The organism is Patiriisocius sp. Uisw_047 (assembly GCF_047730165.1).
Classification (GTDB): Bacteria; Bacteroidota; Bacteroidia; order Flavobacteriales; family Flavobacteriaceae; genus Patiriisocius.
The window spans coordinates 1,030,312-1,053,865 of sequence record NZ_CP159834.1 but is presented as its reverse complement, the minus strand read 5'-3'; the positions used below and the strand labels follow the sequence as shown (position 1 = coordinate 1,053,865).

The 23,554-nt window shown below is 37.4% G+C and carries 25 protein-coding genes; 15 read left to right on the top strand and 10 right to left on the bottom strand.

What is annotated here, in order from left to right:
* Positions 1-235 precede the first annotated feature (235 nt).
* The 3 genes from ABXT71_RS04695 (at position 236) to ABXT71_RS04685 (ending at position 3,187) form a co-directional block, all read left to right on the top strand.
* A complete protein-coding gene (locus ABXT71_RS04695) occupies positions 236-541 on the top strand; it encodes a hypothetical protein (RefSeq protein WP_415372693.1) in 306 nt (101 codons plus the stop codon).
* A gap of 77 nt (positions 542-618) precedes the next feature.
* Positions 619-1,248: a carbonic anhydrase family protein gene (locus tag ABXT71_RS04690; RefSeq protein WP_415372692.1), complete on the top strand. Its 630-nt coding sequence runs from the start codon at positions 619-621 to the stop codon at positions 1,246-1,248.
* 91 nt (positions 1,249-1,339) lie between these two features.
* Positions 1,340-3,187, top strand: coding sequence for a SulP family inorganic anion transporter (locus tag ABXT71_RS04685; RefSeq protein ID WP_415372691.1), 1,848 nt, complete (start codon positions 1,340-1,342; stop codon positions 3,185-3,187).
* Positions 3,188-3,284: 97 nt separating this feature from the next.
* On the opposite strand, the gene ABXT71_RS04680 is transcribed toward ABXT71_RS04685, so the two are convergent.
* On the bottom strand, positions 3,285-3,866 hold the full coding sequence (locus tag ABXT71_RS04680; RefSeq protein WP_415372690.1) for a CvpA family protein: 582 nt from the start codon (positions 3,864-3,866) through the stop codon (positions 3,285-3,287).
* A 179-nt stretch (positions 3,867-4,045) separates the two neighbouring features.
* On the opposite strand from ABXT71_RS04680, the gene ABXT71_RS04675 reads away from it, so the two are divergent.
* The 4 genes from ABXT71_RS04675 (at position 4,046) to ABXT71_RS04660 (ending at position 6,432) form a co-directional block, all read left to right on the top strand.
* Positions 4,046-4,402: a hypothetical protein gene (locus ABXT71_RS04675; RefSeq protein WP_415372689.1), complete on the top strand. Its 357-nt coding sequence runs from the start codon at positions 4,046-4,048 to the stop codon at positions 4,400-4,402.
* A 1-nt stretch (position 4,403) separates the two neighbouring features.
* On the top strand, positions 4,404-4,895 hold the full coding sequence (locus ABXT71_RS04670; protein ID WP_415372688.1) for a hypothetical protein: 492 nt from the start codon (positions 4,404-4,406) through the stop codon (positions 4,893-4,895).
* A 103-nt stretch (positions 4,896-4,998) separates the two neighbouring features.
* Positions 4,999-6,018 (top strand): phenylalanine--tRNA ligase subunit alpha, encoded by a 1,020-nt coding sequence (gene pheS / locus ABXT71_RS04665; RefSeq protein ID WP_415372687.1) that lies wholly within the window; start codon positions 4,999-5,001, stop codon positions 6,016-6,018.
* Between the two features lie 18 nt (positions 6,019-6,036).
* On the top strand, positions 6,037-6,432 hold the full coding sequence (locus tag ABXT71_RS04660) for a hypothetical protein (RefSeq protein ID WP_415372686.1): 396 nt from the start codon (positions 6,037-6,039) through the stop codon (positions 6,430-6,432).
* Between the two features lie 84 nt (positions 6,433-6,516).
* Here ABXT71_RS04660 and ABXT71_RS04655 read toward each other — a convergent pair whose 3' ends face one another.
* On the bottom strand, positions 6,517-7,521 hold the full coding sequence (locus ABXT71_RS04655) for an NAD(P)H-dependent glycerol-3-phosphate dehydrogenase (RefSeq protein WP_415372685.1): 1,005 nt from the start codon (positions 7,519-7,521) through the stop codon (positions 6,517-6,519).
* A gap of 274 nt (positions 7,522-7,795) precedes the next feature.
* On the opposite strand from ABXT71_RS04655, the gene ABXT71_RS04650 reads away from it, so the two are divergent.
* Positions 7,796-8,803 (top strand): nicotinic acid mononucleotide adenyltransferase, encoded by a 1,008-nt coding sequence (locus tag ABXT71_RS04650; RefSeq protein WP_415372684.1) that lies wholly within the window; start codon positions 7,796-7,798, stop codon positions 8,801-8,803.
* 94 nt (positions 8,804-8,897) lie between these two features.
* On the opposite strand, the gene nadD is transcribed toward ABXT71_RS04650, so the two are convergent.
* The 4 genes from nadD to ABXT71_RS04630 all read right to left on the bottom strand — a co-directional run bounded on the left by nadD (position 8,898) and on the right by ABXT71_RS04630 (position 12,143).
* Positions 8,898-9,476, bottom strand: coding sequence for a nicotinate (nicotinamide) nucleotide adenylyltransferase (nadD, locus tag ABXT71_RS04645; protein ID WP_415372683.1), 579 nt, complete (start codon positions 9,474-9,476; stop codon positions 8,898-8,900).
* An 8-nt stretch (positions 9,477-9,484) separates the two neighbouring features.
* On the bottom strand, positions 9,485-10,117 hold the full coding sequence (gene gmk / locus ABXT71_RS04640; RefSeq protein ID WP_415372682.1) for a guanylate kinase: 633 nt from the start codon (positions 10,115-10,117) through the stop codon (positions 9,485-9,487).
* A 107-nt stretch (positions 10,118-10,224) separates the two neighbouring features.
* The gene (locus ABXT71_RS04635; protein WP_415372681.1) at positions 10,225-11,082 is read right to left on the bottom strand and encodes a YicC/YloC family endoribonuclease; all 858 of its coding nucleotides are present in this window, start codon (positions 11,080-11,082) and stop codon (positions 10,225-10,227) included.
* An 86-nt stretch (positions 11,083-11,168) separates the two neighbouring features.
* A complete protein-coding gene (locus ABXT71_RS04630) occupies positions 11,169-12,143 on the bottom strand; it encodes a YheT family hydrolase (protein ID WP_415372680.1) in 975 nt (324 codons plus the stop codon).
* 72 nt (positions 12,144-12,215) lie between these two features.
* Here ABXT71_RS04630 and ABXT71_RS04625 point away from each other — a divergent pair, with 72 nt between their 5' ends.
* From ABXT71_RS04625 to ABXT71_RS04615, 3 genes are all read left to right on the top strand, one after another.
* A complete protein-coding gene (locus tag ABXT71_RS04625; RefSeq protein WP_415372679.1) occupies positions 12,216-12,806 on the top strand; it encodes a TetR/AcrR family transcriptional regulator in 591 nt (196 codons plus the stop codon).
* Positions 12,807-12,852: 46 nt separating this feature from the next.
* Positions 12,853-13,749, top strand: coding sequence for an alpha/beta fold hydrolase (locus ABXT71_RS04620; protein WP_415372678.1), 897 nt, complete (start codon positions 12,853-12,855; stop codon positions 13,747-13,749).
* An 81-nt stretch (positions 13,750-13,830) separates the two neighbouring features.
* Entirely contained in the window at positions 13,831-14,319 is a 489-nt protein-coding gene (locus ABXT71_RS04615) for an acyl-CoA thioesterase (protein WP_415372677.1), read from the top strand.
* Between the two features lie 63 nt (positions 14,320-14,382).
* Here the strand turns inward: ABXT71_RS04615 and ABXT71_RS04610 are convergent, their stop codons facing one another.
* From ABXT71_RS04610 to ABXT71_RS04600, 3 genes are read right to left on the bottom strand one after another with little or no spacing between them, the layout of a single operon-like run.
* The gene (locus ABXT71_RS04610; protein WP_415372676.1) at positions 14,383-15,291 is read right to left on the bottom strand and encodes a DMT family transporter; all 909 of its coding nucleotides are present in this window, start codon (positions 15,289-15,291) and stop codon (positions 14,383-14,385) included.
* 41 nt (positions 15,292-15,332) lie between these two features.
* Entirely contained in the window at positions 15,333-15,689 is a 357-nt protein-coding gene (locus tag ABXT71_RS04605; RefSeq protein ID WP_415372675.1) for an arsenate reductase family protein, read from the bottom strand.
* A 58-nt stretch (positions 15,690-15,747) separates the two neighbouring features.
* The gene (locus ABXT71_RS04600) at positions 15,748-16,512 is read right to left on the bottom strand and encodes a DUF3298 domain-containing protein (RefSeq protein WP_415372674.1); all 765 of its coding nucleotides are present in this window, start codon (positions 16,510-16,512) and stop codon (positions 15,748-15,750) included.
* A 214-nt stretch (positions 16,513-16,726) separates the two neighbouring features.
* Between ABXT71_RS04600 and ABXT71_RS04595 the strand changes: the two genes are divergently transcribed.
* Positions 16,727-17,869: a trans-sulfuration enzyme family protein gene (locus ABXT71_RS04595; RefSeq protein ID WP_415372673.1), complete on the top strand. Its 1,143-nt coding sequence runs from the start codon at positions 16,727-16,729 to the stop codon at positions 17,867-17,869.
* Positions 17,870-18,009: 140 nt separating this feature from the next.
* Here the strand turns inward: ABXT71_RS04595 and ABXT71_RS04590 are convergent, their stop codons facing one another.
* The gene (locus ABXT71_RS04590) at positions 18,010-18,810 is read right to left on the bottom strand and encodes a THC0290_0291 family protein (protein ID WP_415372672.1); all 801 of its coding nucleotides are present in this window, start codon (positions 18,808-18,810) and stop codon (positions 18,010-18,012) included.
* A gap of 289 nt (positions 18,811-19,099) precedes the next feature.
* Here ABXT71_RS04590 and gdhA point away from each other — a divergent pair, with 289 nt between their 5' ends.
* From gdhA to recO, 3 genes are all read left to right on the top strand, one after another.
* The gene (gdhA, locus tag ABXT71_RS04585; RefSeq protein WP_415372671.1) at positions 19,100-20,443 is read left to right on the top strand and encodes an NADP-specific glutamate dehydrogenase; all 1,344 of its coding nucleotides are present in this window, start codon (positions 19,100-19,102) and stop codon (positions 20,441-20,443) included.
* A 114-nt stretch (positions 20,444-20,557) separates the two neighbouring features.
* Positions 20,558-22,834, top strand: a complete 2,277-nt coding sequence (locus ABXT71_RS04580; RefSeq protein ID WP_415372670.1) for a two-component regulator propeller domain-containing protein — start codon at positions 20,558-20,560, stop codon at positions 22,832-22,834.
* The gene (recO, locus tag ABXT71_RS04575; RefSeq protein WP_415372669.1) at positions 22,834-23,553 is read left to right on the top strand and encodes a DNA repair protein RecO; all 720 of its coding nucleotides are present in this window, start codon (positions 22,834-22,836) and stop codon (positions 23,551-23,553) included. The genes ABXT71_RS04580 and recO overlap by 1 nt, the downstream gene beginning before the upstream one ends.
* The last annotated feature ends 1 nt before the right edge of the window (position 23,554 follow it).

The following is a 23,554-nucleotide window of genomic DNA, read 5'->3' as shown; positions in this document are numbered from 1 at the left end:
ATGTTTTTATCCTTAGTGTGAAGATAAATAAGAGCACCTCTCTTAGGTAGTAAAACTAAATTTGAACTTCACAAATCTACTACGGTATAGCTTATTAAATCCAAGATTACTGGCGCCAAGTCAGCATTGTACAAGGTAAAGAAGGATGGGTTCCTTCGGAAACGTTAAAGACTTTATAAATCATTTTTTTAACTGAAGATTAGCCGTATTTTTACCGGAGACTGAAATCTTATTCTTGAAAACATTTTTTCATATTTTATTCTTAATTTCTGTTTCAACAGCTATCGTTGCGCCTGCTGCGACAACTATTTTTGATTGTGATATTTCAATGAATCTTGTTGAAATTTTAGAGGAAGAAGAAAATAAAAATAATGGCGAGAAAGTAATGGAGACATTACGGTATATATTTCAGCAGCACAAAACAGGTGTTCTTAAACTTTCCGAAGTAAAAAGAAACAACATCTTCTTCAGCAGTGATGATTATCAAAATCTCTCTCATGAGATTGTGCTCCCTCCTCCTGAACGAGGGCTATTTTCCTAAACCCTTTAAAAACATTTTAGTGTATCTTTTCGAATAATTTCGGAAAGCCAACTTATATAATCATAATATTTACACCAATGAAAACACATACAAAAGAAACGCAGGCTACGATGACTCCAGAAAAATCATTACAATTTTTAAAAGAGGGGAATGAGCGATTTCAAAACAATCTAAAAGCAAATCGTAACTTATTACAACAGGTAAATGAAACGAGCGATGGCCAATTTCCATTTGCAGTTATCTTAAGTTGTATTGATTCTCGTGTACCGGCAGAGCTTGTTTTTGACCAAGGAATTGGTGATATTTTTAGCGTCCGTGTTGCTGGTAATATCGTTAATGAAGATATTCTAGGCAGCATCGAGTACGGTTGTAAAGTAGCTGGATCTAAAGTAGTAGTTGTCTTAGGGCATACTGCTTGTGGCGCAGTAAAAGGAGCCTGTGACGATGTAAAGCTAGGCAACATTACACCGTTACTTGCTAAAATAAAGCCAGCCGTAAAAGCTGTAAAAGAACCAACTGATACCGCAGCACGTACTGGTTCAAACGATAAGTTTGTAGGTGAGGTCGTATATAAAAATGTACAGGTATCCATAGATCAAATTAAAGCGAATAGCCAAGTACTAACAGATATGGAAGCTGGTAATGAAATCATTATCGTTGGCGCTGTTTATGATGTGGCTTCTGGAAAAATTGATTTTCTAGATTAAGAAATCTAATTAAAGATAATGATGAAAAAAGGTTGAAACGTAAAGTTCCGACCTTTTTTCATTAAATTTACTCAACTTTAAAAATCAAAGCATGAAGAATATCTTTACAAATCTCCGTGGCAATCTCTTTGGCGGCATTACCGCGGGTATCGTTGCACTGCCACTAGCGTTAGCTTTTGGAGTACAGTCTGGATTAGGACCAAGTGCAGGATTATATGGAGCCATTATGATTGGGTTCTTTGCTTCGCTTTTTGGAGGGACAAACACACAAATTTCAGGGCCTACTGCGCCAATGACTGCCGTATCTATGGTAGTGATTGCTGGTATTGTTGCTGCAAATAATGGTAGTATTGAGCAGGCAATTCCTTATATCTTATTAGTGTTCCTTTTGGCTGGATTATTCCAGATATGTTTAGGACTCATTGGGCTCGGTAAATATATCAAATATATTCCCTACCCTGTGGTTTCTGGATTTATGACTGCTATTGGAGTCATTATTTTAATTACACAAGTCTTACCAGTCTTAGGGTATTACTCTAAAACTGACAGTGATTTAATAGTCCAATACACCCCTCAAGCAGAAGAAGTATTACTTGATAAAATCTTAAAAGAAGAAGCGGAAGAAGGAATCCTCGTAATAAAGGATTTTGAAGAGACCTTGGCTCGCGCAAAAATGATTACGAGTGATGATATCAATCAAGAAGCTCAGATACTTGCAACAGGATCTGGATCTGGTGTCTTAGGATCCATAAAGTCTATCCCGAGAGCTATAGAAAATATAAAATGGCTTGAAGTAGGTCTTGCCTTTGCTACTATTTTTATCATTTTTGGATTTAAAAGAATTACCACTAAAGTGCCCAGCACATTAGTTGCACTCGTCCTGGTTTCATTAAGCGCTTATTTTTTAAAATGGGATTATATCCCCATAGAAAATATTCCTTCTGGATTTCCTGGGCTGAACCTCGATATGTTCACCAATTTCAAATTTGGTGAAATCTCACCTTATATATTTACAGCATTGACATTATCGTTCTTAGGAGCAATTGACTCATTACTAACATCGGTTGTTGCAGATAACATGACGAAGACTAGGCATAATCCTAATCAAGAATTAATAGGGCAAGGGATTGGTAACAGTGTCGCTTCTTTATTTGGGGGTCTTCCTGGAGCCGGTGCAACCATAAGAACGGTTGTAAATATAAATAGTGGTGGTACAACAAAACTTTCTGGTATGATCGCATCCATTGTTTTACTAATTATTACCCTCGCAATGGCACCCATTGCTTCACAAATTCCTGCGGCTGTTTTAGCAGGTATTTTGATAACAGTAGGTATTGGTGTTATGGACTATAAAGGGTTAAAAGCAATTCCAAACATGCCTCGCAGTGAAACATTGATAATGATTGTAGTATTGCTACTATCCGTCTTTTGGGATTTAGTGTATGCTGTAGGGATTGGTCTCGTACTCGCAGCACTTGTGTTTATGAAAAAGATTGGGGACTCCACTGCAAGCAGATCTAAAATAGTGCCGCTTCAAAATGCAGATGAGCTATCATTACCTTGGATAGATGAAGTTGAACTTCCTAAAGCATTGAAAGAAGAAGTTTTTATAAAACGTCTAGCGGGTCCGCTTTTCTTCGGAAATACCAGCGATTTTCAAGAATTGGCTACGCAAATACCAACCACAGCGACACATCTAATCATTAGAATGGGAAAGGTTTCATACATCGATCAATCTGGATTATACGCAATGGAAGAACTCCTTTTAAGGTTAAATAAGGAAGATGTAAAGGTATTATTTGTTGGGCTGATGGAGCAACCAAGAGTATTGATGGAAAACATTGATATCATTCCAGACCTTATCCCTAAGCGTCGCATCTTTCCGAAGTTTAAAGAAGCCCTGATCTATATTGATAATAATATAGAAGACGTAGCGTAATCAAATACCTATTAGTAGGCAAGCTTAAATTAAAAATCCCAAGTTTCAATTATTTGAAGCTTGGGATTTTACTTTTTTTGAATTAATATTTCTTCGACTAAAGATCTTCATTCATTACTCCATCCTGAATTGGAGGGTTGTCTTTATCGTCATTGTCTTCATCATATTTATCTTTGTCAGGCTTCAACTCGTCTACCTTTTCTAAAATATGCGGCAATACTAAAGGAGCTAATGAGGCCACCGGCTCATATAACATAGAGGCTTCCTTTTTTTCTTCAGAGATAATAAAACCACTGACTGCAGAAGAGGCGTTGATAAACATAAATATCACAGAGACAATAAAACCATATTTGAGCGCATTAAAAATACCGCCTAAAATTTTATTCACAAGCCCTAAAGCCGCAAAATCTGCCACTTTGGTAAGTGCCTTTCCTGCTAGACCTATTACAAAAACAATTACTAAAAATGTGATCGCAAAAGCAACAAGATTAATGACTTGCTCAGACCAACTCACGTTTTCTACTAGATAATCTGCTGCATAGTCAGAAAAATAAACCGCCCCTATAACTCCTAAGACTAGTCCAATTAATGAAGCTAAAGTCACGAATAACCCCTGTTTTGCACCTTTGTAAAAAGCAAATAACAAAATGATTCCTAAGATGATATCTACAATGTTCATAGTCACACGTTTTAATTTAAAGTTCAACTAGCAAGATACGTAATATGTATTTTATTGATTAGTGACGAAAGTGGTAAGAATGGATGGTAATATTTATCTTTGCTAGATTAGTGGCGCATCGTGATTTACGCAACTAACAATCTTCGATTTACATTTAACTTATAACGATTTACGGAAAAGTGGCTAGAGACGAACAATTAAAAGAAAGATGGGAAGCAGTTGTAAAATTGCTGAGTGACCGCTTTGCAGATGGAGATAGACTGGACTTAGATGCTATTATTTATCTTATTGGTGTCCAAGAACTAGGACAGCTGCATCGCGAGTTTAAAAAGGATGAAAAAATCAACTTGATGCACATCGCTATCTGTAGATTACTAGAGCCATTTGGGTACTATGAGTTTGAGTTCTTTGATGATAAAGGCTGGCCGCATTATAAGATCCTAGAGCAACTTCCGCCACTTAAAGCTGGGGAGCAGAGTGTACTAATGAAAGACGCGATTGTTCAATACTTTGTAGACAAAGAAGTAATCAAATAATATGAAACTTACTATTAGAATTCTAATTATTAACATGTTAGCTTTGTTATTGCATACTGCAATGGTAGCTCAAGATAAGGGCCTTCACATTACTGACAATGAAACTGCTGAATCAAGATTCATCAAAGAAAATAAACGAATTAGAATTAAAACAATTGAGGGAGATAGAATCACGGGTAATTTTATAATTATTGATGCGGATACTATTCTAATAGATGAAAATACTATCGCATTATCTTCCGTTGCAAAAATTAAAAGGCATCCACGATTATATGGGATTCTTGTGGGAAGTGCAATTACATACTTAGGAATAATAACAGTAGGTTTTAGTGTGCTTATAGCAGTCCTAACAACTTCTCCCGAAGCGTTAATACTTTTAGCTCCTGCTGCAGGATTAATTTATGGCGGATTAAAAGCTCCCAACATTTTAAAGGGATATAAGACTCAAACAAAATATAGCATAACCATAGGCGCTAATGAATCACTAAATTAAGCTTGCATTTTAATGAACCATCATTTTATATTTGGTTTCATATAAAGTTCCGTAATTTTACCCCAAATGAAAACCACTCTTCTAACCGAAGAAATTTGCGACGATGATAGAAAAAATTAAAAGCCAAATAGTAGCAGTAGAGGCCTTCAGCAGCACAAATGTTGAGGAAATTGAAAATTTCAGAATAAAATATCTGGGAAAGAAAGGACTCCTCAATGACTTTTTTGCGGCCTTTAAAGAAGTGCCTAATGAGCAGAAGAAAGAATTTGGTCAAGCGGTAAACACTTTAAAAAATGCAGCTACAGAAAAAGTTAATGCCTTAAAAGAAGCCTTAGCTTCTCAAGAAGAATCTAAAGGTGTTTATGGCGATCTATCCCGCCCAGGAGAACCCATTGCTCTTGGCTCTAGACATCCTATTTCACTGGTTAAAAATAAAATCACAGACATCTTTGCACGCATCGGTTTTAATGTATCTGAAGGCCCAGAAATTGAAGATGACTGGCATAATTTTACGGCATTAAATCTGCCAGAATACCATCCAGCACGTGATATGCAGGATACATTTTTTGTAGAGAAAGATCCAGATGTGTTGTTGCGAACGCACACCTCTTCTGTTCAGGTTAGGTATATGGAAAACAACCAACCACCTATACGTACGATCTCTCCAGGTCGTGTATTTCGTAACGAAGCCATATCTGCGCGTTCCCATTGTTTCTTTCATCAAGTAGAAGGATTATACGTGGACAAAGGCGTGAGTTTTGCCGACTTAAAGCAAACATTACAATATTTTACTACGGAAATGTTCGGGAAATCTAAGATTAGATTACGACCATCATACTTTCCATTTACAGAGCCTAGTGCAGAAGTAGATGTGTATTGGGGACTAGAAACCGAAACAGATTATAAAATGACCAAAGGTACTGGCTGGTTAGAGATTATGGGCTGCGGAATGGTTGACCCTAACGTACTTAAAAACTGCGGGATTGACCCTACAGAATACTCGGGCTTTGCTTTTGGGATGGGTATCGATAGGATCGCATTATTGCTTCACCAGATTCCAGACATTAGAATGTTAAGTGAGAATGATCTGAGGTTCTTAGAGCAGTTTAAGGCTTCTATATAATACATTAAACGCCATCCTTTGAGAAAAGATATAGACATCCCAGAAGTTAAAGATATTTACGTTGCCGCTGTATTGGAATTTAACGAAGATTACAAAACACACGACTGGAATATATACCTCATTAATAATGGCTCACTACCTATAGAAACGGTTCTTATCGTAACTCAAGGCTATGATGAGAAAGATATGACATCTCCTTTTCGTAAAACGATTGCCATAGTTCCTGCTAAGGGCTATGCTAAAATTGAGTTTATAGAAGAAAGTGTTTTTAAACTTGATAACTTTTTTAGCACTACCTACTTTATTGGTATCAAGATGTATGACAGACGCTTTGAGTTGCCACGCTATTCTATTGCAGAAGAAAATGCTGTTACTTTGCCAGTGATGGATAAAAAGGGCGTTTTAGCACGCTAGCTATTTCCGACCCAAATAAATGGAATTTAGATAAGCTCGCCGCTTTTTATTTTATTGGGTCTGTCTCACCGTTGCACTGCGGTTTTAATTTAACTTTTCAGTTAGACTTTTAAAAATCTTTTTTGGATCTTTCTTGTCATACAGAATGTCGTAAATCGCATTGATTATGGGCGTTTTTGCTTTCTTCTTACCTTTGGTCTTATTCAATGTATAGGCACTTTTTGTTGCATAATAACCTTCTGCAACCATGCTCATCTCCATCATCGCGCTTTTTACGGTGTACCCTTTTCCTATCATATTACCGAACATCCTATTTCGGCTAAAAACCGAGTATCCTGTGACCAATAAATCTCCTAGATAGGCAGAGTCATTAATGTCACGTTTCATTTTATGTGCTTTCTTTACATAGCGCTTCATTTCTCTAATGGCGTTGCTCATTAACACCGCCTGAAAATTATCTCCATACCCCAATCCGTGCGCGATCCCAGCAGAAATGGCATAAATGTTTTTAAGCATCGCGGCATACTCTGTTCCCATTACATCATCGCTGGTGGTACATTTTATGTAATTACAACTTAAATGTTTTGCCAGAAGTTTTGCTTTGTCTTCATCTGCACAAGCAATAGTTAAATATGACAATCGCTCTAATGCCACTTCTTCTGCGTGACAAGGGCCTGAAATAACCCCAATATCATGAAAAGGAACCCCTAGATGGGTGTTAAAATGATCTCCTACGATAAGGCTTGTTTCAGGTACAATACCTTTTATTGCAGAAAATATAATCTTATGCTCCAATGAAACCGTTAAAGCCGCTAACTCACTGTATATAAAAGCAGAAGGCACTACAAATATGAGAACATCTGCATAGTCCACAAGCTCATTTATGTCGTTGCTCAGTTTTAACTGTGCTGGCTTAAACTCAACCGCACTCAGGTAATTTGGGTTGTGTTGTTCTTTTTTAATATGTTCTATAGCGCTTGCGTTGCGCATATACCAGCCTACTTCTTCCAGGTTTTCACAGAGCATTTTTACTATAGCCGTAGCCCAACTACCACCACCTATTACTGCAAACTTTGGGTTTTCTTTCATTTAATTTAGCTTAGTCAATTTTCAAAAGTAAGCGATAACAGTCATTTGTTCGCAATGATTGACAAGTGTTTAATTTTTGCAGCCAATAAAAAGTGTTTTTTCTGAAATTTTAACGCTAAATAAAGGACCTAGAACTTTTCAGAAACAATAAATCACTTGCTTCCTTATCATTTAAACATCCACACACATAGAAGCAACTATTTGATCTATAAGTCTTTAAGAGTTTGGCATAGTTTGTGGAATTTCCATAGTAGAAATTTTAAATACAGGAATTATGAAATGGATATCAAAACATCGAAACGAATTGAAGAATGTGAATTTAGTCAATCAATCTTCTTATTTAATAAAAAATTATCTACGTATTAAAACGACCAAACTATTTTTTGGCTTAGCACTGGTAGCAACCTTATTTACTTCTTGTTATACAGAGGTAATCGTAGCAGACAATCACGTAGATCCAATTCCTGCAATCACATTAGCAGAATTGGTAGGGTCTTATGAATTGTGGTACGTAGATATAGAACGCACCACAGGTAATGGAAATATCCCATTCTTGCAGAAAGCATTTACTGTTTCATTTAGAAATGGAAAAATATTTGCTAACAATAACCTAGTAGGTTTTGGGAGTCAAGGAAACGGTTTTGGGATAGACGTTGGGTATTATGACACCTATGGTAACACGCTCGAGGTAGATCACGATATAGATGGATTCTATTCTTTTAAAGTGACTCAGTTAAATGATTTTGAGATTGAGCTATTTTTTCCACAACAGAACATAAGTTATGTGCTAGAGGGATATCAAAGAAACACCTTTGATTATGATACCGTATTCTATAGAAACATCCATTATTTCTTACAGGAATATGATGCTTGGGAAAAAACGCTTACCAGTGAGTATGGTAACTTAAATGAATTTGACTACGAAAACTACCTAGCCTTTATACCTGGTGGTGGCGATGGTAACTTTCAAAGTTCGCAAGACCAAAATGGAATACACCCATATGATCTTTACTGGGATTACACAGGAATCTACAATGTAGATGATGTGTCAGGGACAGAGCGTTTAAAATATTTAACATTGGATTATGATTATCTAGGCAATGAATATTTTGAACTAAGCGTTGTCAATGATCAGACGATTGAACTTTTTCATAGCGATTCTGGAACCCTGTATGAGTTTACTGGTCGTGGATACATCCAATACAGAACGGCAAGTGAAGGAAAGCTTAGAAAAACAAAGAAAGACATCGCAAAAACGATGAAGAAGATTAGTCAATTCTAATCGAATATTATTCTAAACTTGAAATAGTATATAAAGCCTTTTTTGGTTGGTTAGAAACCGTCTTGACACTAAATTGTGTTGAGGCGGTTTCGCTTTATTTATAGAAATTCATTTCGTCTAGATACTCCCAAACGTTTTGCGGGAGCATAGGCCGTATGTTCTTACCTTCTTTTATACCTTTTCTAATAAATGTAGATGACAACTCCATAATGGGCGCTGCTACTTTAAAAATCTTAGCATGGCCATCAAATCGAGTTTCTATTTTACCTTCTGAAATTCTAGGATACACATATAAGTGATACCGATCTAAAATCACCTCATAGTTTTTCCATTTATGGAGGCTTTTTAAATTGTCTTCTCCCATTATAAGACAAAAATCATCTTCAGGATATTTCTCCTCCAAAACAGCAAGTGTATTTACCGTGTAGTTAGGCTGCTCTAAATCAAATTCTATTCTGCTTGACTTTATTTTAGGGTAGTCTTCAAGTGCGATATCAACCATCGCAATACGGTGGTGATTATCTAATAGGCTGCTTTTCTTCTTAAGTGGATTATGTGGAGTAACCACCATCCAGATTTCATCAAGATCACTATACTCAGCCATGTGGTTTGCTATGGTGAGATGGCCTATGTGAATAGGGTTAAAAGTACCGAAGTAAAGTCCTATTTTCATTTTTAATACTATTCTTCTTTTGTTACGTCGCTCTTGTCCATTTTGACATCTTCAAAAATGGGTTTTGAGATATGGCTTAGCACTAGATTTTCTGCCTCTACTAGGGCTTCTTCAAGATTGTCATTTAATATGATATGGTCAAACCTTGGAGCAGTCGCCATTTCAACAGATGCCTTTGCAATGCGCATGTTTATTTTTTCATCACTTTCTGTCTTACGCTTTTTTAAGCGAATTTTTAGCTCTTCTACACTAGGAGGTTTTACAAAAACAGCCAATGTGCGTTCCGGAAATTTTCGTTTTATGCGCAACCCTCCTACCACATCAATATCAAAAATGACATTCTTACCCATTGCCCAGATACGTTCTATTTCACTATTAAGCGTTCCATAAAAATTATCTCGATATACTTCTTCCCATTCTAAGAAGTCGTCATCTTTCATTTGTTTTTTGAAATCATTAAGGCTTAAAAAGTAGTAATCTTTTCCATGGATTTCTTCGCCACGAGGCTCTCTCGATGTGGCAGAAACTGAAAACTCAAGATTCAACTCTAATTTCCCTAAAAGATGCCTTACAATCGTAGTTTTCCCACTACCAGACGGTGCAGAAAATACGATGAGTCTTCCTCCTTTTTTTTGATTCATGCTTTTTTATTATTTGATCAGTTTGAACTGACACATCTAAAATAGAGGTGTAATGTTTCTCTAGGACAAGCTCAGTGCGACAGAATTAACTATCGTCGTTTTTATCTTTAAAGTACGTTCAACGCTTGTTCCTTAATTTTCTCGAGCTCATCTTTCATCTGTACGACTAGCTGTTGCATAGGCGCAAAGTTAGATTTGCTTCCTATAGTATTGATTTCACGACCTATTTCTTGTGTAATAAAACCAAGTTTTTTACCATTACTATCGTCGCTATTAATCGCTTCTCTAAAGTAGTTTAAGTGATTCTGAAGGCGTACTTTTTCTTCCGTGATGTCGTATTTCTCTAGGTAATAAATGAGCTCTTGTTCGAAGCGATTTTCATCTACTTTCTCTTTAAGTTCATTTACTGCTGTGCGTAATCTTTCTTTTACAATATCTATGCGCTGTGAGTCTATATCAAGTACTTCTTCTAGTCTTGCCTCGATAATAGCTACGCGAGCTAAAAAGTCTGCTCGAAGCACCGCACCTTCATCACTTCTATAAATGTTAATCTCTTTGAGTGCATCTTTTACCGCCTTTAATATTTCAGCAAACTCATTCTCATCTATCTCTTCTCGGGTCGTTTTTAAAGCATCTGGCATTTTTATGGCCATCTTTAAAAGCTCTGCCTGGTCAGTATCCACTATGTTAGTAAGCTGCTTCATATATTGCTTGACCACCACTTTATTAATCTGAGAAGTAGTCTCTTCACCTGTCATCTCTACATATAGGCTAAAATCTACTTTCCCTCGGGTAAGTGAACTAGCCAGCATTTTTCGCATCACTAATTCCTTTTCTCTATAAGAAGAAGGGACTCTTGCGTTGATGTCTAGACTTTTACTATTGAGCGATTTTATTTCGACCGTAATTTTTTTTGAAGCTAATTGAATTACGTTCTTTCCGTAACCCGTCATTGATTGAATCATGTTGTATTGATACGAGGTCATCCCTCATTAATAGGATGCAAAGGTACACAAATCCTAAGGGTAGATTATTTCAGAAAAAATATTTCTTATTCTACCGCGTCTGTTAAAAACTCAATCACACGTCGTTCACTGTAATAGACATTATTCGACTCGTGAAAACCTACGTGACCTCCATGTCGCGGTACTTCCAGATACACATTCTCTAGATTTTTAATTAACCCAAATGGATAGCTTTCTGGGCATAAAAAGCTGTCATTCTCTGCGTTTAAAATAAGCACTGGCACTTTAATGTTTTCTAACACATAAATAGAACTGCTTTTTTCATAATAATCAAACGCATCTTTAAACCCATGTGCTTTTGCCGTGTAGAGATTATCAAAATCTAATAGCGAACCTATTTTCTTTAGCTCTTCAGTGTTCATTGCTTCTGGAAAATTAGACATTTTACGTTTGTACTTTTTTCGTAAATCATTAATAAACGTTTTACTATACACAAAATTCTCCCACTTAATGAGCTGTTCAAGAGCCCCTCTTAAATGTAAAGGTGTAGAAATCGCCACGCCACTTTTTACTTGATGCGGCAATGCAGTACATTCACCCAAGTATTTTAAAAGCACGTTCCCGCCAAGGCTATACCCAACTATCGAAATCTCATCGTAGGAATACCTTGCTATAATATGCTCAATAAATTCGGCAAGATCCTCTGTTCGTCCGCTATTATAAGAAAGGTATAGACGGTTGTCCTCGCCGCTACAGCCACGATGGTTAATAGCAGCCACATCCCAACCATTCTTGTTAAGATGCTGCCCCTGCCCTTTTATATAACCGCGTTGCGCATTTCCTTCAAGACCGTGCAAAAGAATGACAACTTTGTGAGATGCTTTTACTTCTGAAATGTGATAACTCCAGTCTACATCTATAAAATCACTATCGGTAAGCTCGAGTCGTTTGCGTGTTTGCTTTAACCTTAGTGTCGGTCGCAACTTTGCCGAGTAAATTGTAGAAAAGTGACCACTTTTAAAAAGTCCTTTGGCTTGGTATGTAGAGTTGATGATTGGCACATGGCAAAAGTAACAAGAAAATTAACTTTAGGAAATTTAAGATTATTTAGATACCAATCGGTATCTTTGTGAATGCGAAACGCTGTTTCTACAAAAGAATTAATCATAAAAGAAAGTGCTAACCTCTTTAATAAGCAAGGGTATAAAGCGACGTCTATTAGTGATATTACAAAAGCGACTGGGTTGACAAAAGGGGCTATTTATAGACATTTTGAAAATAAAAGCGATCTAGAGCAACAAGCCTTGCGCAGCTTAGCCAAACTAATGTTTACAGAACTGGGAGCACAAATAATGAAGGCGAATACTTTTCAAGATAAAATGGACGCCACATTTGCTTTTTTTGAGAGGTATATGGAGACACCACTCTATGAAGGAGGATGCCCATTATTAAACGCAGCAACAGAAGTAGATGACACAAATGTAGTGCTAAGACAACAGACCTTTTATATACTTGCTCAGTTTAAAGCGTCTGTTCAGAAAATTATAGAAAATGGAATCAAGAACAATCAAGTAAGCTCAATAACGGATGCCCCTTTTTATGCCACTATTTTTATCGCTACCCTAGAAGGAGGTATTATGATGAGCAGACTAGAACGTACGCCAGATGCTATCTTAAAAACAGTAGCACATTTAAGAAACGTTGTAAAAGAAATTTCAAACTAAAAAAAATTAAATCATTTGATACCGATTGGTATCCTAAATATTAATAATGAAAAATCTAATTTTAAAATCTGTTGGGGCCTTTATAAACATCACGGCCTTTTTATTCCCTAAATGGAATACAAACAATTCTTTTAGAATACTTAGCAAAGTTCAACGTGCAGGTATTTCAGAAAAAGGAAAAGAATTTCTTGCGAAAGCGGCGCAAACCCAATTTGAGTCTGAAGGCCAGTCCTCTGTTCTTTATACATGGGGAAACGGACCTAAAAAAGTGCTCTTTCTTCACGGGTGGATGAGTAATAGTCAACGCTGGCTGCCATATTATGAAAAGCTTGATTTAAAACAATGTACTATGTATGCCCTCGATGCTCCGGGACACGGGATGTCTAAGACAAATTTGCTTAACTTAGAGATGTATCGTCAAGCAATCAGTCTAGCAATTAATAAAATAGGTGCTATCGATACCGTTGTTTGTCACTCATTTAGCAACACTGCGCTAACCTATACGTATCTTGTAAACCCTGAGGTAAACATTAAAAAGATTGTAGTAATGGGATCCCCTTCTGGAATGGATGCTATATTTACTTACTTTAAAGAAATGCTTGGACTATCAAAAAGCGCACTCCATATACTAGACAGAAAAGTCAATGAAATACTAATAATACCACATCAGGAGATCTTAGTTAAAAATTTATTAAATCAAGCACCACAACAAAAATTAGTCATCCACGACAGGGGCGATCGCATTACTCCTTTTGCTCCTTTAAAAGCTGTGATAGAAGAGAACCCTAATTTACAAACCTTAATTACCACTGGCTTAAAACACGACCTAAAAAGCAATGAGGTGTATGATAAGGTGATCTCGTATATTGGTAAAAGTAATGACAATTCGATATCAAAAAAGTCTTGTAAAAAATCAGTCGCCTATACTACGCTAAACACTTAGCTTTGTTTTTTACAAAACCCAAAGCTCAATTTTATCACCTTAAGACGATTATAAAACCTGATTTAAAAATCCAAAACCCTTATGTACCTAAAAGAATTCGAAGTAAGATGGAACGACATCGATGCCAACAGACACTTGGCTAATAGTGCTTATATTAATTATATGAGTCATACTCGATTGAGCTTTATGCTAGAGAACGGTTTTGGACAAGCAAAAATGGTTGAACACAACATAGGTCCCGTTGTCTTTTATGAGCATATGTTTTATTTTAAAGAGGTTTTTCCTGGAAACCCACTTCGTGTAAGTCTGCAATTAAGAGGGTTGAGCGAAGACGGCAGGTACTTCTCATTTCAGCATAACTTTTATGACCATAAAGGTCGTAATGTTGCACGCTGCGAAATGATGGGGGGATGGATAGACTTGTCTAAAAGGGGCTTAAGGGGGTTGCCAGAAGAACTTTACAACAACCTCAATAAGCTAGATAGAACAGATGACTTTTACGTGATTACAAAAGAGCATACGAGGAGGCATGGGGAGGTTCCGCAACACCTAGATGCTGATCAGTACTAGTGACTAGTTTCATTATTATGTAAAGCAATTAACTTTTCTGAAGCGCTTGCTAAAATATCGTCCTTAAGACTCATCTGCCAACACCTTAACTTTCTTCTTTCGCGTGGCAAGATAGACGCCAGTAAAAATGAGTGAAGCCGCAATTACACGGAGCGTCGTCAATTGATCTGATCCCGTAATTATCGCAAACAATGCGGCAATCAAGGGTTGTAAATACATAAAAACACCTATCACGGCAGGACTCAATTGCTTGAGCGCATAAATATTAAAAAGGTAAGTCAAGACCGTCGTTCCGATGACCACAAACCCTAGTTTCCATATTTCGTCAAACCCAAGAGTTGCCCATTCTACTGCCGCAAATTGTGACGATCCAATGGGGATATTTATGAGAAATGCAATGAGAAATAAAAATTTCATCAAGGTAATCGAGCTGTATTTTTCGACTAACTTTTTTACAAATATTAAATAAAGTGCATAAGAAGTTGCGTTCACTATAAACAGTAAATTTCCTAGCGGTATATTAGGCGCGTTTGCTTGGGTCTTCACTCCAAATAATATGAGCAATAACGCTCCTCCAAGACCTAGTGTGATGCCTATTCCTTTTAGTAGCGTGATGCGTTCACTTAAGATTAATGCAGACAAAATGAGTAGCAATACTGGAGATAGCGTAATGACAACGCTACTGTTTATAGGTGTAGATAGCTCTAGTCCCTTAAAAAACATATTCATGTTAATTACCATCCCAAAAATGGCACAAAGCACGAGGCGTCCCCAATCTTCAAATGCTATTTTCTCCCGCTGATAAAACAAACTAATAATCCAAAAAATAATCGCAGCCCCTGAGACCCGGAGTAAAATAAAACCGTAAGGCCCTATTACATCTGGCATTAAGCCCTTAGCAATGGTATGGTTTACGCCATATATAAAACTAGCAGAAAAGGCAGCGATGATGGCTAGGATTCTTGGGCTCACGAGTTGGGTTTTTATTTTCTAGTTTATGGTTTGTTGTTCATTCAATTTCCTTGAATACTTGCATTAGCAGCGGCTACACTTTTTTTACTGTTACCAATAAATATTTCGTTCTTATTGATAATTACGGGGCGTTTTAAAAAAGTATAATGCTCTAGGATAAACCTTTTGTAATCTTCTTCTGTGAGTTGTTCGTTCTTTAAATCGCGTTCTTTATAAAGGATTGCCCGTTTACTAAAAAGCGCTTCATAACTTCCAGATAGTTTGTGCATTTGCTCTATTTGCTTGACAGTGATTTCCTGGTCTTTAATTCCCTGTAGCTCAAAGCTTAATGGTAAATCAATCTCTTTTAGTATTCTTTTACAGGTGTCACACGTTTTAAGATAATATACTTTTTGCATGGAAGGTGGTTCTAATTTTCGAAAATATTATGCGGCATAAAGGTACTCTTGTTTCTTGCTATTCTTTCAAAGAGTACTTCAAAAATGGAGCAACATCCTCAATAGACAACTCAATGTCTATAGCGCCATCTGCATAGCTGGCAATATCATATTGATTATAATGAATATCCATCTTTCCTTTTTCAAAACCTATATTGTCTGACAAATTAAAGGAGTCACTCTCAAACCAAAAAATAGCGGCGTTTAGATTCTCTGTTTCATTTAGTTCGTAGTCTTTCCTTAATTGTTGTTCTGCTAGTTTAGCGAGTCCTTTTTTATCTTGTATGAGTTGGTCGTTCGTTATAATCTCGCCGGTTTCTATGTCAAAATTGATGTAGGTCAAACTACCGTTTCCGTGAGCGCCACCTGCATACGTATATTGGTTTAAAGCAACCGTAGCTAATTCTTGACTTCGGAAGGTTTCAGAAACCGTAATATCTGCTTCAAACTCATTAATGTCTGGAAACTCGCTAGTATCTCTCCAATAGTCCTTAATAAATTGTGCTATCGCTTCTTGAGAAGTAGTCGCAGTAGGTTGAGATTCTGGATCTCCTAGGTATAATGATGCGATCACAAACAGACGTATCTTTTCATTAATAGAAGAGATCACTTGTGGCTCGCCGTTATATGTAATATAAGCAACGGTCACTTGAGGACACGGCTTGTCCTTACACGCTGCTATCGCATTTTGGTCAAGTGTTTGCTTTTTTATAAGTAAAGGAGCATCACTGCAACTCGCCAACACTATTAAAACTATAATAAATGGAACTATCTTGTTGATCATCGCACAAAATTACGACAGTTTTTTTAATAAATGAACGGTTTGACCCAGAGCCTGTCCCGGGGATTTTCGGTAACTGCCTGCTTTTCTAACTTCAAGAAACAAGATCTTATTAATTATTTTTGAGATTCATCCTGTTCATTATATCTTTGAATATTACTTTACGCATTCTTTAGTCGTGATTAACTATAACAGTACTCGTCTTAAATTTGATAAAATGAAATTCAACACTAAAACAATACACGGAGGTCAGCACGATGTAGATCCAGCATATGGCGCTGTAATGCCGCCTATCTATCAAACAAGCACCTACTCACAAACAACGCCAGGAGGCCATAAAGGATTTCAATATTCTAGAAGTGGAAACCCAACGCGTTCCGCATTAGAGCGTAATTTGGCGAGTATCGAGAATGGCGAATTTGGCCTTGCATTTGGGAGTGGTCTCGCCGCTATTGACGCGGTCATTAAACTTTTAAAATCTGGGGATGAGGTAATCTCAACAAACAACCTATATGGTGGCAGTTATCGCTTATTCACGCAAGTATATGAAGATTTTGGGATTACGTTTCACTTTATCGGAATGGAGCATGCCGCTAACATTGAGAACTTTATAAACAAAAGCACAAAACTCATCTGGGTAGAAACACCTACGAACCCAATGATGAATATCATTGACATTAAAGCCTGCGCTGCCATTGCTACAAAACACGATATCTTACTGGCAGTAGATAATACGTTTGCAACTCCCTATTTACAAACTCCATTAGATCTAGGCGCAGACATTGTAATGCATTCTGCCACTAAATATCTAGGCGGACACAGTGACGTCGTGTTGGGCGCACTAGTTGTTAAAGACAAAAAACTCGCAGATAGATTGCATGCTATACAAAACGCAAGTGGCGCCATTTGTGGACCACAAGATTCATTTTTAGTTTTAAGAGGGATCAAAACCTTGCATCTACGTATGCAGCGTCACTGTGAAAACGGAAAAGCCGTTGCACACTATTTACTCAGCAACCCAAAAATTGAAAAAGTGTACTGGCCAGGTTTTGAAGACCATCCTAATCACATAGTGGCAAAAGAGCAGATGCGGGATTTTGGAGGAATGATTTCATTTACCACAAAAGGCAACAATTATGATGAAGCCATTAAAATTGTTGAAAACCTCAAGATATTTACCTTAGCAGAATCTCTGGGCGGTGTAGAAAGTTTGGCAGGACATCCTGCTTCTATGACGCACTGGAGCATCCCCAAAGAAGAACGAGAGAGAACAGGAATCGTTGATAGCTTAATTAGACTTTCTGTAGGAGTTGAAGATATAGATGATTTAATTGAAGACCTAGAACAAGCGATAGGATAGCTTCGGTGCAATTTTAAATAAACAAATACTGCGGAAACTTTCAAGATTGAAAGTTTCCGCAGTATTTGTTTATTTAAAATTTAGCTAGACCACTAACAAGCTGAGCAATCATAATAAGTTTGCAGAGCGCAGCCGAGGCACTAATCTAAGTAATAGATATACCCAAAATTAATCCAGTAAATCCAATCATTTGCTTTATTCTCTGGCACTGGAACTGAGCCGTTGTTTGCAAGAGATGGGTTTAATCCATCCACCCAGTTTGAGAAATAATACTGCAACCTGGTATCCAGCATTAAATCGCTTAAGTCGGTTAATTTGTAACGGACTCCTACACTAGTCACAACGGACCAAGTAGAATCTCCTTCTTGTTGAAAAGCATTTAAATATTTTGTCGGTGTTGTAATAGTAGAGTTTAATTCTCCAAGCTCACTGTACACTTCTGGATCGTAACTAACAAAGTGAACTCCCGCACTCACAAATGGCGCAAAACTTCCTATTGTTGCCGCAAAATCTCTAATACTTAATGGAAAATACTCTAGCTGTGTTCCTATATCAAAAACAGTGGTAGAGCCCTTCATAGCTCTTAATTGGTTTGCAATGACAGATGTTTTACTTGGGTCTACATATTCACCTATGTGCTCAAACTGAGTTTTATGATAATCAATCTCGTTACGCACTTTAAAGTGATCATTAAAGTACTTGTCACGCGTATAACAATTACAATCTGCTCTGTATGAAAAGTTTAAATAATGAATGAGCCCAACACCTATGGTACTATTCCCTATGTTAGTGTCAAAGTCATTACGTTGACCGTAGTCACCATAAAAGGCAATAGGCCCAGAGATAACTCCGACCTCATGAGAAAATCCTAACTGACTGAAAGCATCCTGTTTAGAGAAGATAAAAAACAAACATACCACTAGCAATAAACGGGTTTGCATAATAAAATAGGTTAATAATTGGGTTGAACAAATATATAAAAACTAATCAAATGGTGAAATTTAAGATTCATATTTACCTAATTAATAAAAATTTAGCATCCATTATTGGTAGATATCATATCTTTGTTAACGAAAAATTGAGACTTAAAAAAGCAGATTATTAATTGCCTCTACCTTAATATAGGTAAATTTATAGTATTCTGAAATATCACAGCCTCAATTTCTTTATTCAACAATTAAACATGTATAACGGAAAAATATTCCGCTTATTTAATAATTAACTAGTAAGATGAAACAAAGCATCAAAGATTTTATTGCTTACGTAGAAAAAAGCAATCCTAACGAACCTGAATTTTTGCAAGCAGTAACTGAGGTTGCAGAAACCGTAATTCCTTTTATTGAGGAGAACGAATTGTATCAAGGCAAAATGTTATTAGAGCGCATGGTAGAGCCAGAGCGCACTATTATATTTAGAGTCCCTTGGACAGATAACAATGGAGACATACAAGTAAATCGTGGTTACAGAGTAGAATTTAACTCTGCAATTGGACCTTATAAAGGGGGACTTCGTTTTCACCCTTCGGTAAATTTAAGTATCCTTAAGTTTTTAGGTTTTGAACAAACCTTTAAAAACAGCTTAACAACATTACCTATGGGTGGTGGTAAAGGTGGGGCTGACTTTAACCCAAAGGGAAAGACAGACAATGAAGTGATGCGTTTTTGCCAGAGTTTTATGACAGAGCTTTATCGTCATATAGGGCCTGATACAGATGTCCCTGCTGGTGACATAGGCGTAGGGGGTCGTGAAATTGGTTACATGTTTGGCCAATACAAGCGTATTAGCAATGAGTTTACAGGAGTACTTACAGGTAAAGGCCGTTCTTATGGAGGATCATTAATCCGTCCAGAAGCAACAGGTTACGGTAACGTATATTTCGCAAAAAATATGCTAGAGACACAAGGCGAAAGCTTTAAAGGAAAAACTGTTGTGATTTCTGGATCTGGTAACGTTGCTCAATATGCAGCAGAAAAAGCTATGGAGTTTGGTGGTAAAGTAATTACTATGTCAGATTCTGGAGGTTATATTTATGATAATGAAGGAATCAGTGCTGAGAAATTAGCTTTTATTATGGAGCTTAAGAATGTGAAAAGAGGGCGTATTTCAGAATATGTAGACAAGTACGCTTCTGCAACCTATAACGAAGGTAAAAGACCTTGGGGTGAAAAATGTGATATCGCATTGCCTTGTGCTACTCAAAACGAATTGAACGCAGAGGAAGCAAAAACATTAGTTGATAATGGATGTATGTGTGTGAGCGAAGGAGCAAACATGCCTACTACGCCAGATGCAATTGAGGTCTTTACAAAGGCAAAAATCTTATTTGCACCAGGAAAAGCCTCTAATGCAGGTGGTGTTGCAACTTCTGGATTAGAAATGTCTCAAAACTCTTTACGTCTTAGCTGGTCTGCAAAAGAGGTGGATGAGAAGTTACACGGCATTATGAATGACATCCACGCAGCTTGCGTACAGTACGGTAAAGATGGCGATGGTTATGTAGATTACGTAAAAGGAGCTAACGTTGCTGGATTTGTAAAAGTAGCAGATGCAATGATGGCACAAGGAGTTGTATAATTCTCTTGTGAAGAATAATTATAAAAAGGCTATCATTTTTGATGGCCTTTTTTCATGTAAATTCGCAATATATTTGCCTTTAGCGTGTTATTAAAGCGTAGAAATTTACCATTTATGAAAAAGCTATCATTCAGCTTATTGTTCTTTATTTCCTTTGCTCTAACGGCTCAAAATTTTGAGAACAGTTGGACGGGGCATTTCTCGTACGTAAGCATCAATAGCATTACACAAGGGAACGATAAGGTTTTTTGTGCCGCAGATAATTCTGCTTTTTCGTATGACTTATCTACACTTCAATTAGAAACCATATCTACCGTCCAAGGGCTCTCAGGAGAAAATATCTCAACTTCCTATTACAGCGAAGCGCAAGATCTTTTTGTGATTGGTTATGAAAACGGCTTGATTGAGATTGTAATAGATGGAGATGAAGACGTGTTAACTATTGTAGATATACTAGATAAGCAGACCATTCCGCCAGACCGTAAAAGGATTAATCACTTTAACGAGCATGACGGAATATTATACATATCTGCAGGCTTTGGTATTTCAGAATACAACCTTGAAACCCTTGAGTTTGGCGAATCTTTTATAATAGGAGATGCTGGGACCTACTTAAACATCGCTCAGACTGCTATTGATCCTCCTTTTATTTATGCAGCTTCCCCTGAAGGCGGTATTCGCAGGGCAAACTTTAACAACAGCAACATCATCAACTTTGAAGAATGGAGCACCTTAGCTGGTGGAAATTTTAAAGGCGTCCAGAACCTTAGTAATCAAATCTATTGCCTACAAGGAAGTAATACCGTCTTACGGTTTCAAAACGGTGTAGGTTTTTCTCCTGTCGCTTCCTATTCGCAGCAAGTCATAGATTTTAATGCATATGAAGATTTACTCACGATTACATTCGCTAATAGAATAGAAGCCTTTTCTGAAGATTTCATACTCGAAGCCGAACTAGCAAGCGTCCCAGATTTCAATTACACCTTACACTCAGGACTCGCCTTTGATGAAAAATTTTACTTGGGAACCCAAGAGTTTGGACTCCTTGAGGTGCCATTTAATAGCAATCAAGCCACACAATATTTACCAGACGGCCCTATCCTAAACACTCCTTTTGCTTTGGCTTCTTCGCCTGGACAATTGTGGGTAAATTTTGGAGAGGTCGATGTAAATTTTAATCCATTCCCTTTATCAAGAAGAGGCATAAGTAATCTCAGAGAAGGAAGCTGGACCAATCTCCCTTATTCTGAAATTTTTGACGCGAATGATCTTGTGAATATCTCTATAAACCCAGAAGATGCAAATGAAGTTTATATGACTTCTTTTAATAAAGGCTTACTTAAAATAGAAGATCAAGAAGCAGTTGTCTTGTACGATGATTCTAATAGTCCTTTAGAGTCTTTCAGGGAAGACGCGCTGGATATTCGTTTATATGGCTCAGATTTTGACCGTGAAGGCAATCTCTGGTTTGTTCAGTCTCGTATTGAAGATGGACTCATCAGGCTTTCTCCGAGCGGAAGTTTTACAAAATTTGACATCACCGATGTCATCGCACAACCAGGACTTGCCCTAAGCGAACTCGCGATAAGTCGCGAAGGAACCGTGTTTTTTGCAGATACAGAAAGTGGCTTGGTAGGCTACCGCCCTAACGGCGCAGACTTTAACATCATTAGCGATGTAGAAGGAAATGGCAATCTCCCCTCAAACGACATTCGCGCGCTTGCTTTTGATGCCAATAATAGATTATGGATAGGAACACTGGAAGGTCTCCGTGTGCTTTTCAATGTAAGCGGATTCTTTGACGCAGACGCAGACGTAGAAGCACAAGCTATTATAATAAGGGATGATGAAGCAGATGTAGGACAAGAGTTATTAGAAAGCCAGACCATCACAGACATAGAGGTTGACGGCTCAAATAATAAATGGATTGCAACCACCACAGGCGTATTCTATCTGTCCCCTAATGGTCAAGAAACTTTATTAAATTTCACAAAAGATAATTCCCCTCTTCCTTCCAACAACGTGCAAGACATTGCTATAGACGACTTCTCAGGCACTGTCTATTTTGCAACAGTTAATGGGCTCGTTGCTTTTAATGGGACCTCCACAGCGCCGCGAGATGATCTAGAATCAGTATATGCATATCCTAATCCCGTGCGTCCCGGTTTTCAAGGCAACGTTACTATCGATGGTTTGATGGCAAATGCTAATGTAAAAATCACTGACATTGAAGGAAACCTCGTCTACGAAGAAAACTCTCGTGGCGGAAGTATCCAGTGGGACACAACAGCTTTTGGACGTTATAAAGTACGCTCTGGAGTATATCTTGCCATCATTACGAGTGATGACCAACTCAACACCGTCGTTTCAAAAATTATGATCGTGCGCTAATGGTCCACACCACAAATGCTATCGTTATTGGTGCCCGAAAATATGGCGAAGCAGACCTCATCGCGACGTGTTTTACTGAGTCTGAAGGGATAAAGACGTACATGCTTCGTGGCATTCTTAAATCTAAAAAAGGAAAAATCCGCGCCTCTCATTTTCAGTTGTTGACACAGTTAGAGATTGAAGCAACCCATAAAAACAAAGGCACCCTAGAATACCTCAAAGACGCAAAAATCGCAGTCCCTTATCAAACCCTTCACACAGACGTTATAAAAAGTTGTCTGGTGATGTTTCTTTCTGAAATTTTAACGTCGACTATTCGTGAAGAAGAAAAGAACGAAGGCTTATATCAGTTTCTTTCTGGCAGCCTAGAATTGCTAGATCACGCAGATGACTTTGCAAACTTTCACATCTTCTTTATGTTGCAATTATCTATGCATTTAGGCTTTTATCCTGATGACACGAGCGTAGACCTCCCCTATTTCAACCTACTAGAAGGCTTGTTCCAAGACGAGGTCACAAACATATATTGTGAAAAAGGCGGCTATATAGAAGCCTTAAAAGGGTTTTTCGGCATAAATTTTGATGCAGCAATGGGAATCAAACTAACCAAACTCCAGCGATCTGGCGTACTCAATTTGCTATTGTTGTATTATCAGTTACATTTGCAGGGTTTTAAAAAACCGAAGTCTCTAGAGGTCCTTCAACAACTCTTTAACTAAC

Bases quoted from the DNA above. Each gene is read 5' to 3' on its own strand.
- ABXT71_RS04690 (WP_415372692.1), top strand. From the start codon at position 619: ATGAAAACACATACAAAAGAAACGCAGGCTACGATGACTCCAGAAAAA.
- ABXT71_RS04685 (WP_415372691.1), top strand. From the start codon at position 1,340: ATGAAGAATATCTTTACAAATCTCCGTGGCAATCTCTTTGGCGGCATT.
- ABXT71_RS04680 (WP_415372690.1), bottom strand. From the start codon at position 3,866: ATGAACATTGTAGATATCATCTTAGGAATCATTTTGTTATTTGCTTTT.
- ABXT71_RS04670 (WP_415372688.1), top strand. From the start codon at position 4,404: ATGAAACTTACTATTAGAATTCTAATTATTAACATGTTAGCTTTGTTA.
- pheS (WP_415372687.1), top strand. From the start codon at position 4,999: ATGATAGAAAAAATTAAAAGCCAAATAGTAGCAGTAGAGGCCTTCAGC.
- ABXT71_RS04655 (WP_415372685.1), bottom strand. From the start codon at position 7,521: ATGAAAGAAAACCCAAAGTTTGCAGTAATAGGTGGTGGTAGTTGGGCT.
- ABXT71_RS04650 (WP_415372684.1), top strand. From the start codon at position 7,796: ATGAAATGGATATCAAAACATCGAAACGAATTGAAGAATGTGAATTTA.
- nadD (WP_415372683.1), bottom strand. From the start codon at position 9,476: ATGAAAATAGGACTTTACTTCGGTACTTTTAACCCTATTCACATAGGC.
- gmk (WP_415372682.1), bottom strand. From the start codon at position 10,117: ATGAATCAAAAAAAAGGAGGAAGACTCATCGTATTTTCTGCACCGTCT.
- ABXT71_RS04635 (WP_415372681.1), bottom strand. From the start codon at position 11,082: ATGATTCAATCAATGACGGGTTACGGAAAGAACGTAATTCAATTAGCT.
- ABXT71_RS04625 (WP_415372679.1), top strand. From the start codon at position 12,216: ATGCGAAACGCTGTTTCTACAAAAGAATTAATCATAAAAGAAAGTGCT.
- ABXT71_RS04620 (WP_415372678.1), top strand. From the start codon at position 12,853: ATGAAAAATCTAATTTTAAAATCTGTTGGGGCCTTTATAAACATCACG.
- ABXT71_RS04615 (WP_415372677.1), top strand. From the start codon at position 13,831: ATGTACCTAAAAGAATTCGAAGTAAGATGGAACGACATCGATGCCAAC.
- ABXT71_RS04605 (WP_415372675.1), bottom strand. From the start codon at position 15,689: ATGCAAAAAGTATATTATCTTAAAACGTGTGACACCTGTAAAAGAATA.
- ABXT71_RS04600 (WP_415372674.1), bottom strand. From the start codon at position 16,512: ATGATCAACAAGATAGTTCCATTTATTATAGTTTTAATAGTGTTGGCG.
- ABXT71_RS04595 (WP_415372673.1), top strand. From the start codon at position 16,727: ATGAAATTCAACACTAAAACAATACACGGAGGTCAGCACGATGTAGAT.
- ABXT71_RS04590 (WP_415372672.1), bottom strand. From the start codon at position 18,810: ATGCAAACCCGTTTATTGCTAGTGGTATGTTTGTTTTTTATCTTCTCT.
- gdhA (WP_415372671.1), top strand. From the start codon at position 19,100: ATGAAACAAAGCATCAAAGATTTTATTGCTTACGTAGAAAAAAGCAAT.
- ABXT71_RS04580 (WP_415372670.1), top strand. From the start codon at position 20,558: ATGAAAAAGCTATCATTCAGCTTATTGTTCTTTATTTCCTTTGCTCTA.
- recO (WP_415372669.1), top strand. From the start codon at position 22,834: ATGGTCCACACCACAAATGCTATCGTTATTGGTGCCCGAAAATATGGC.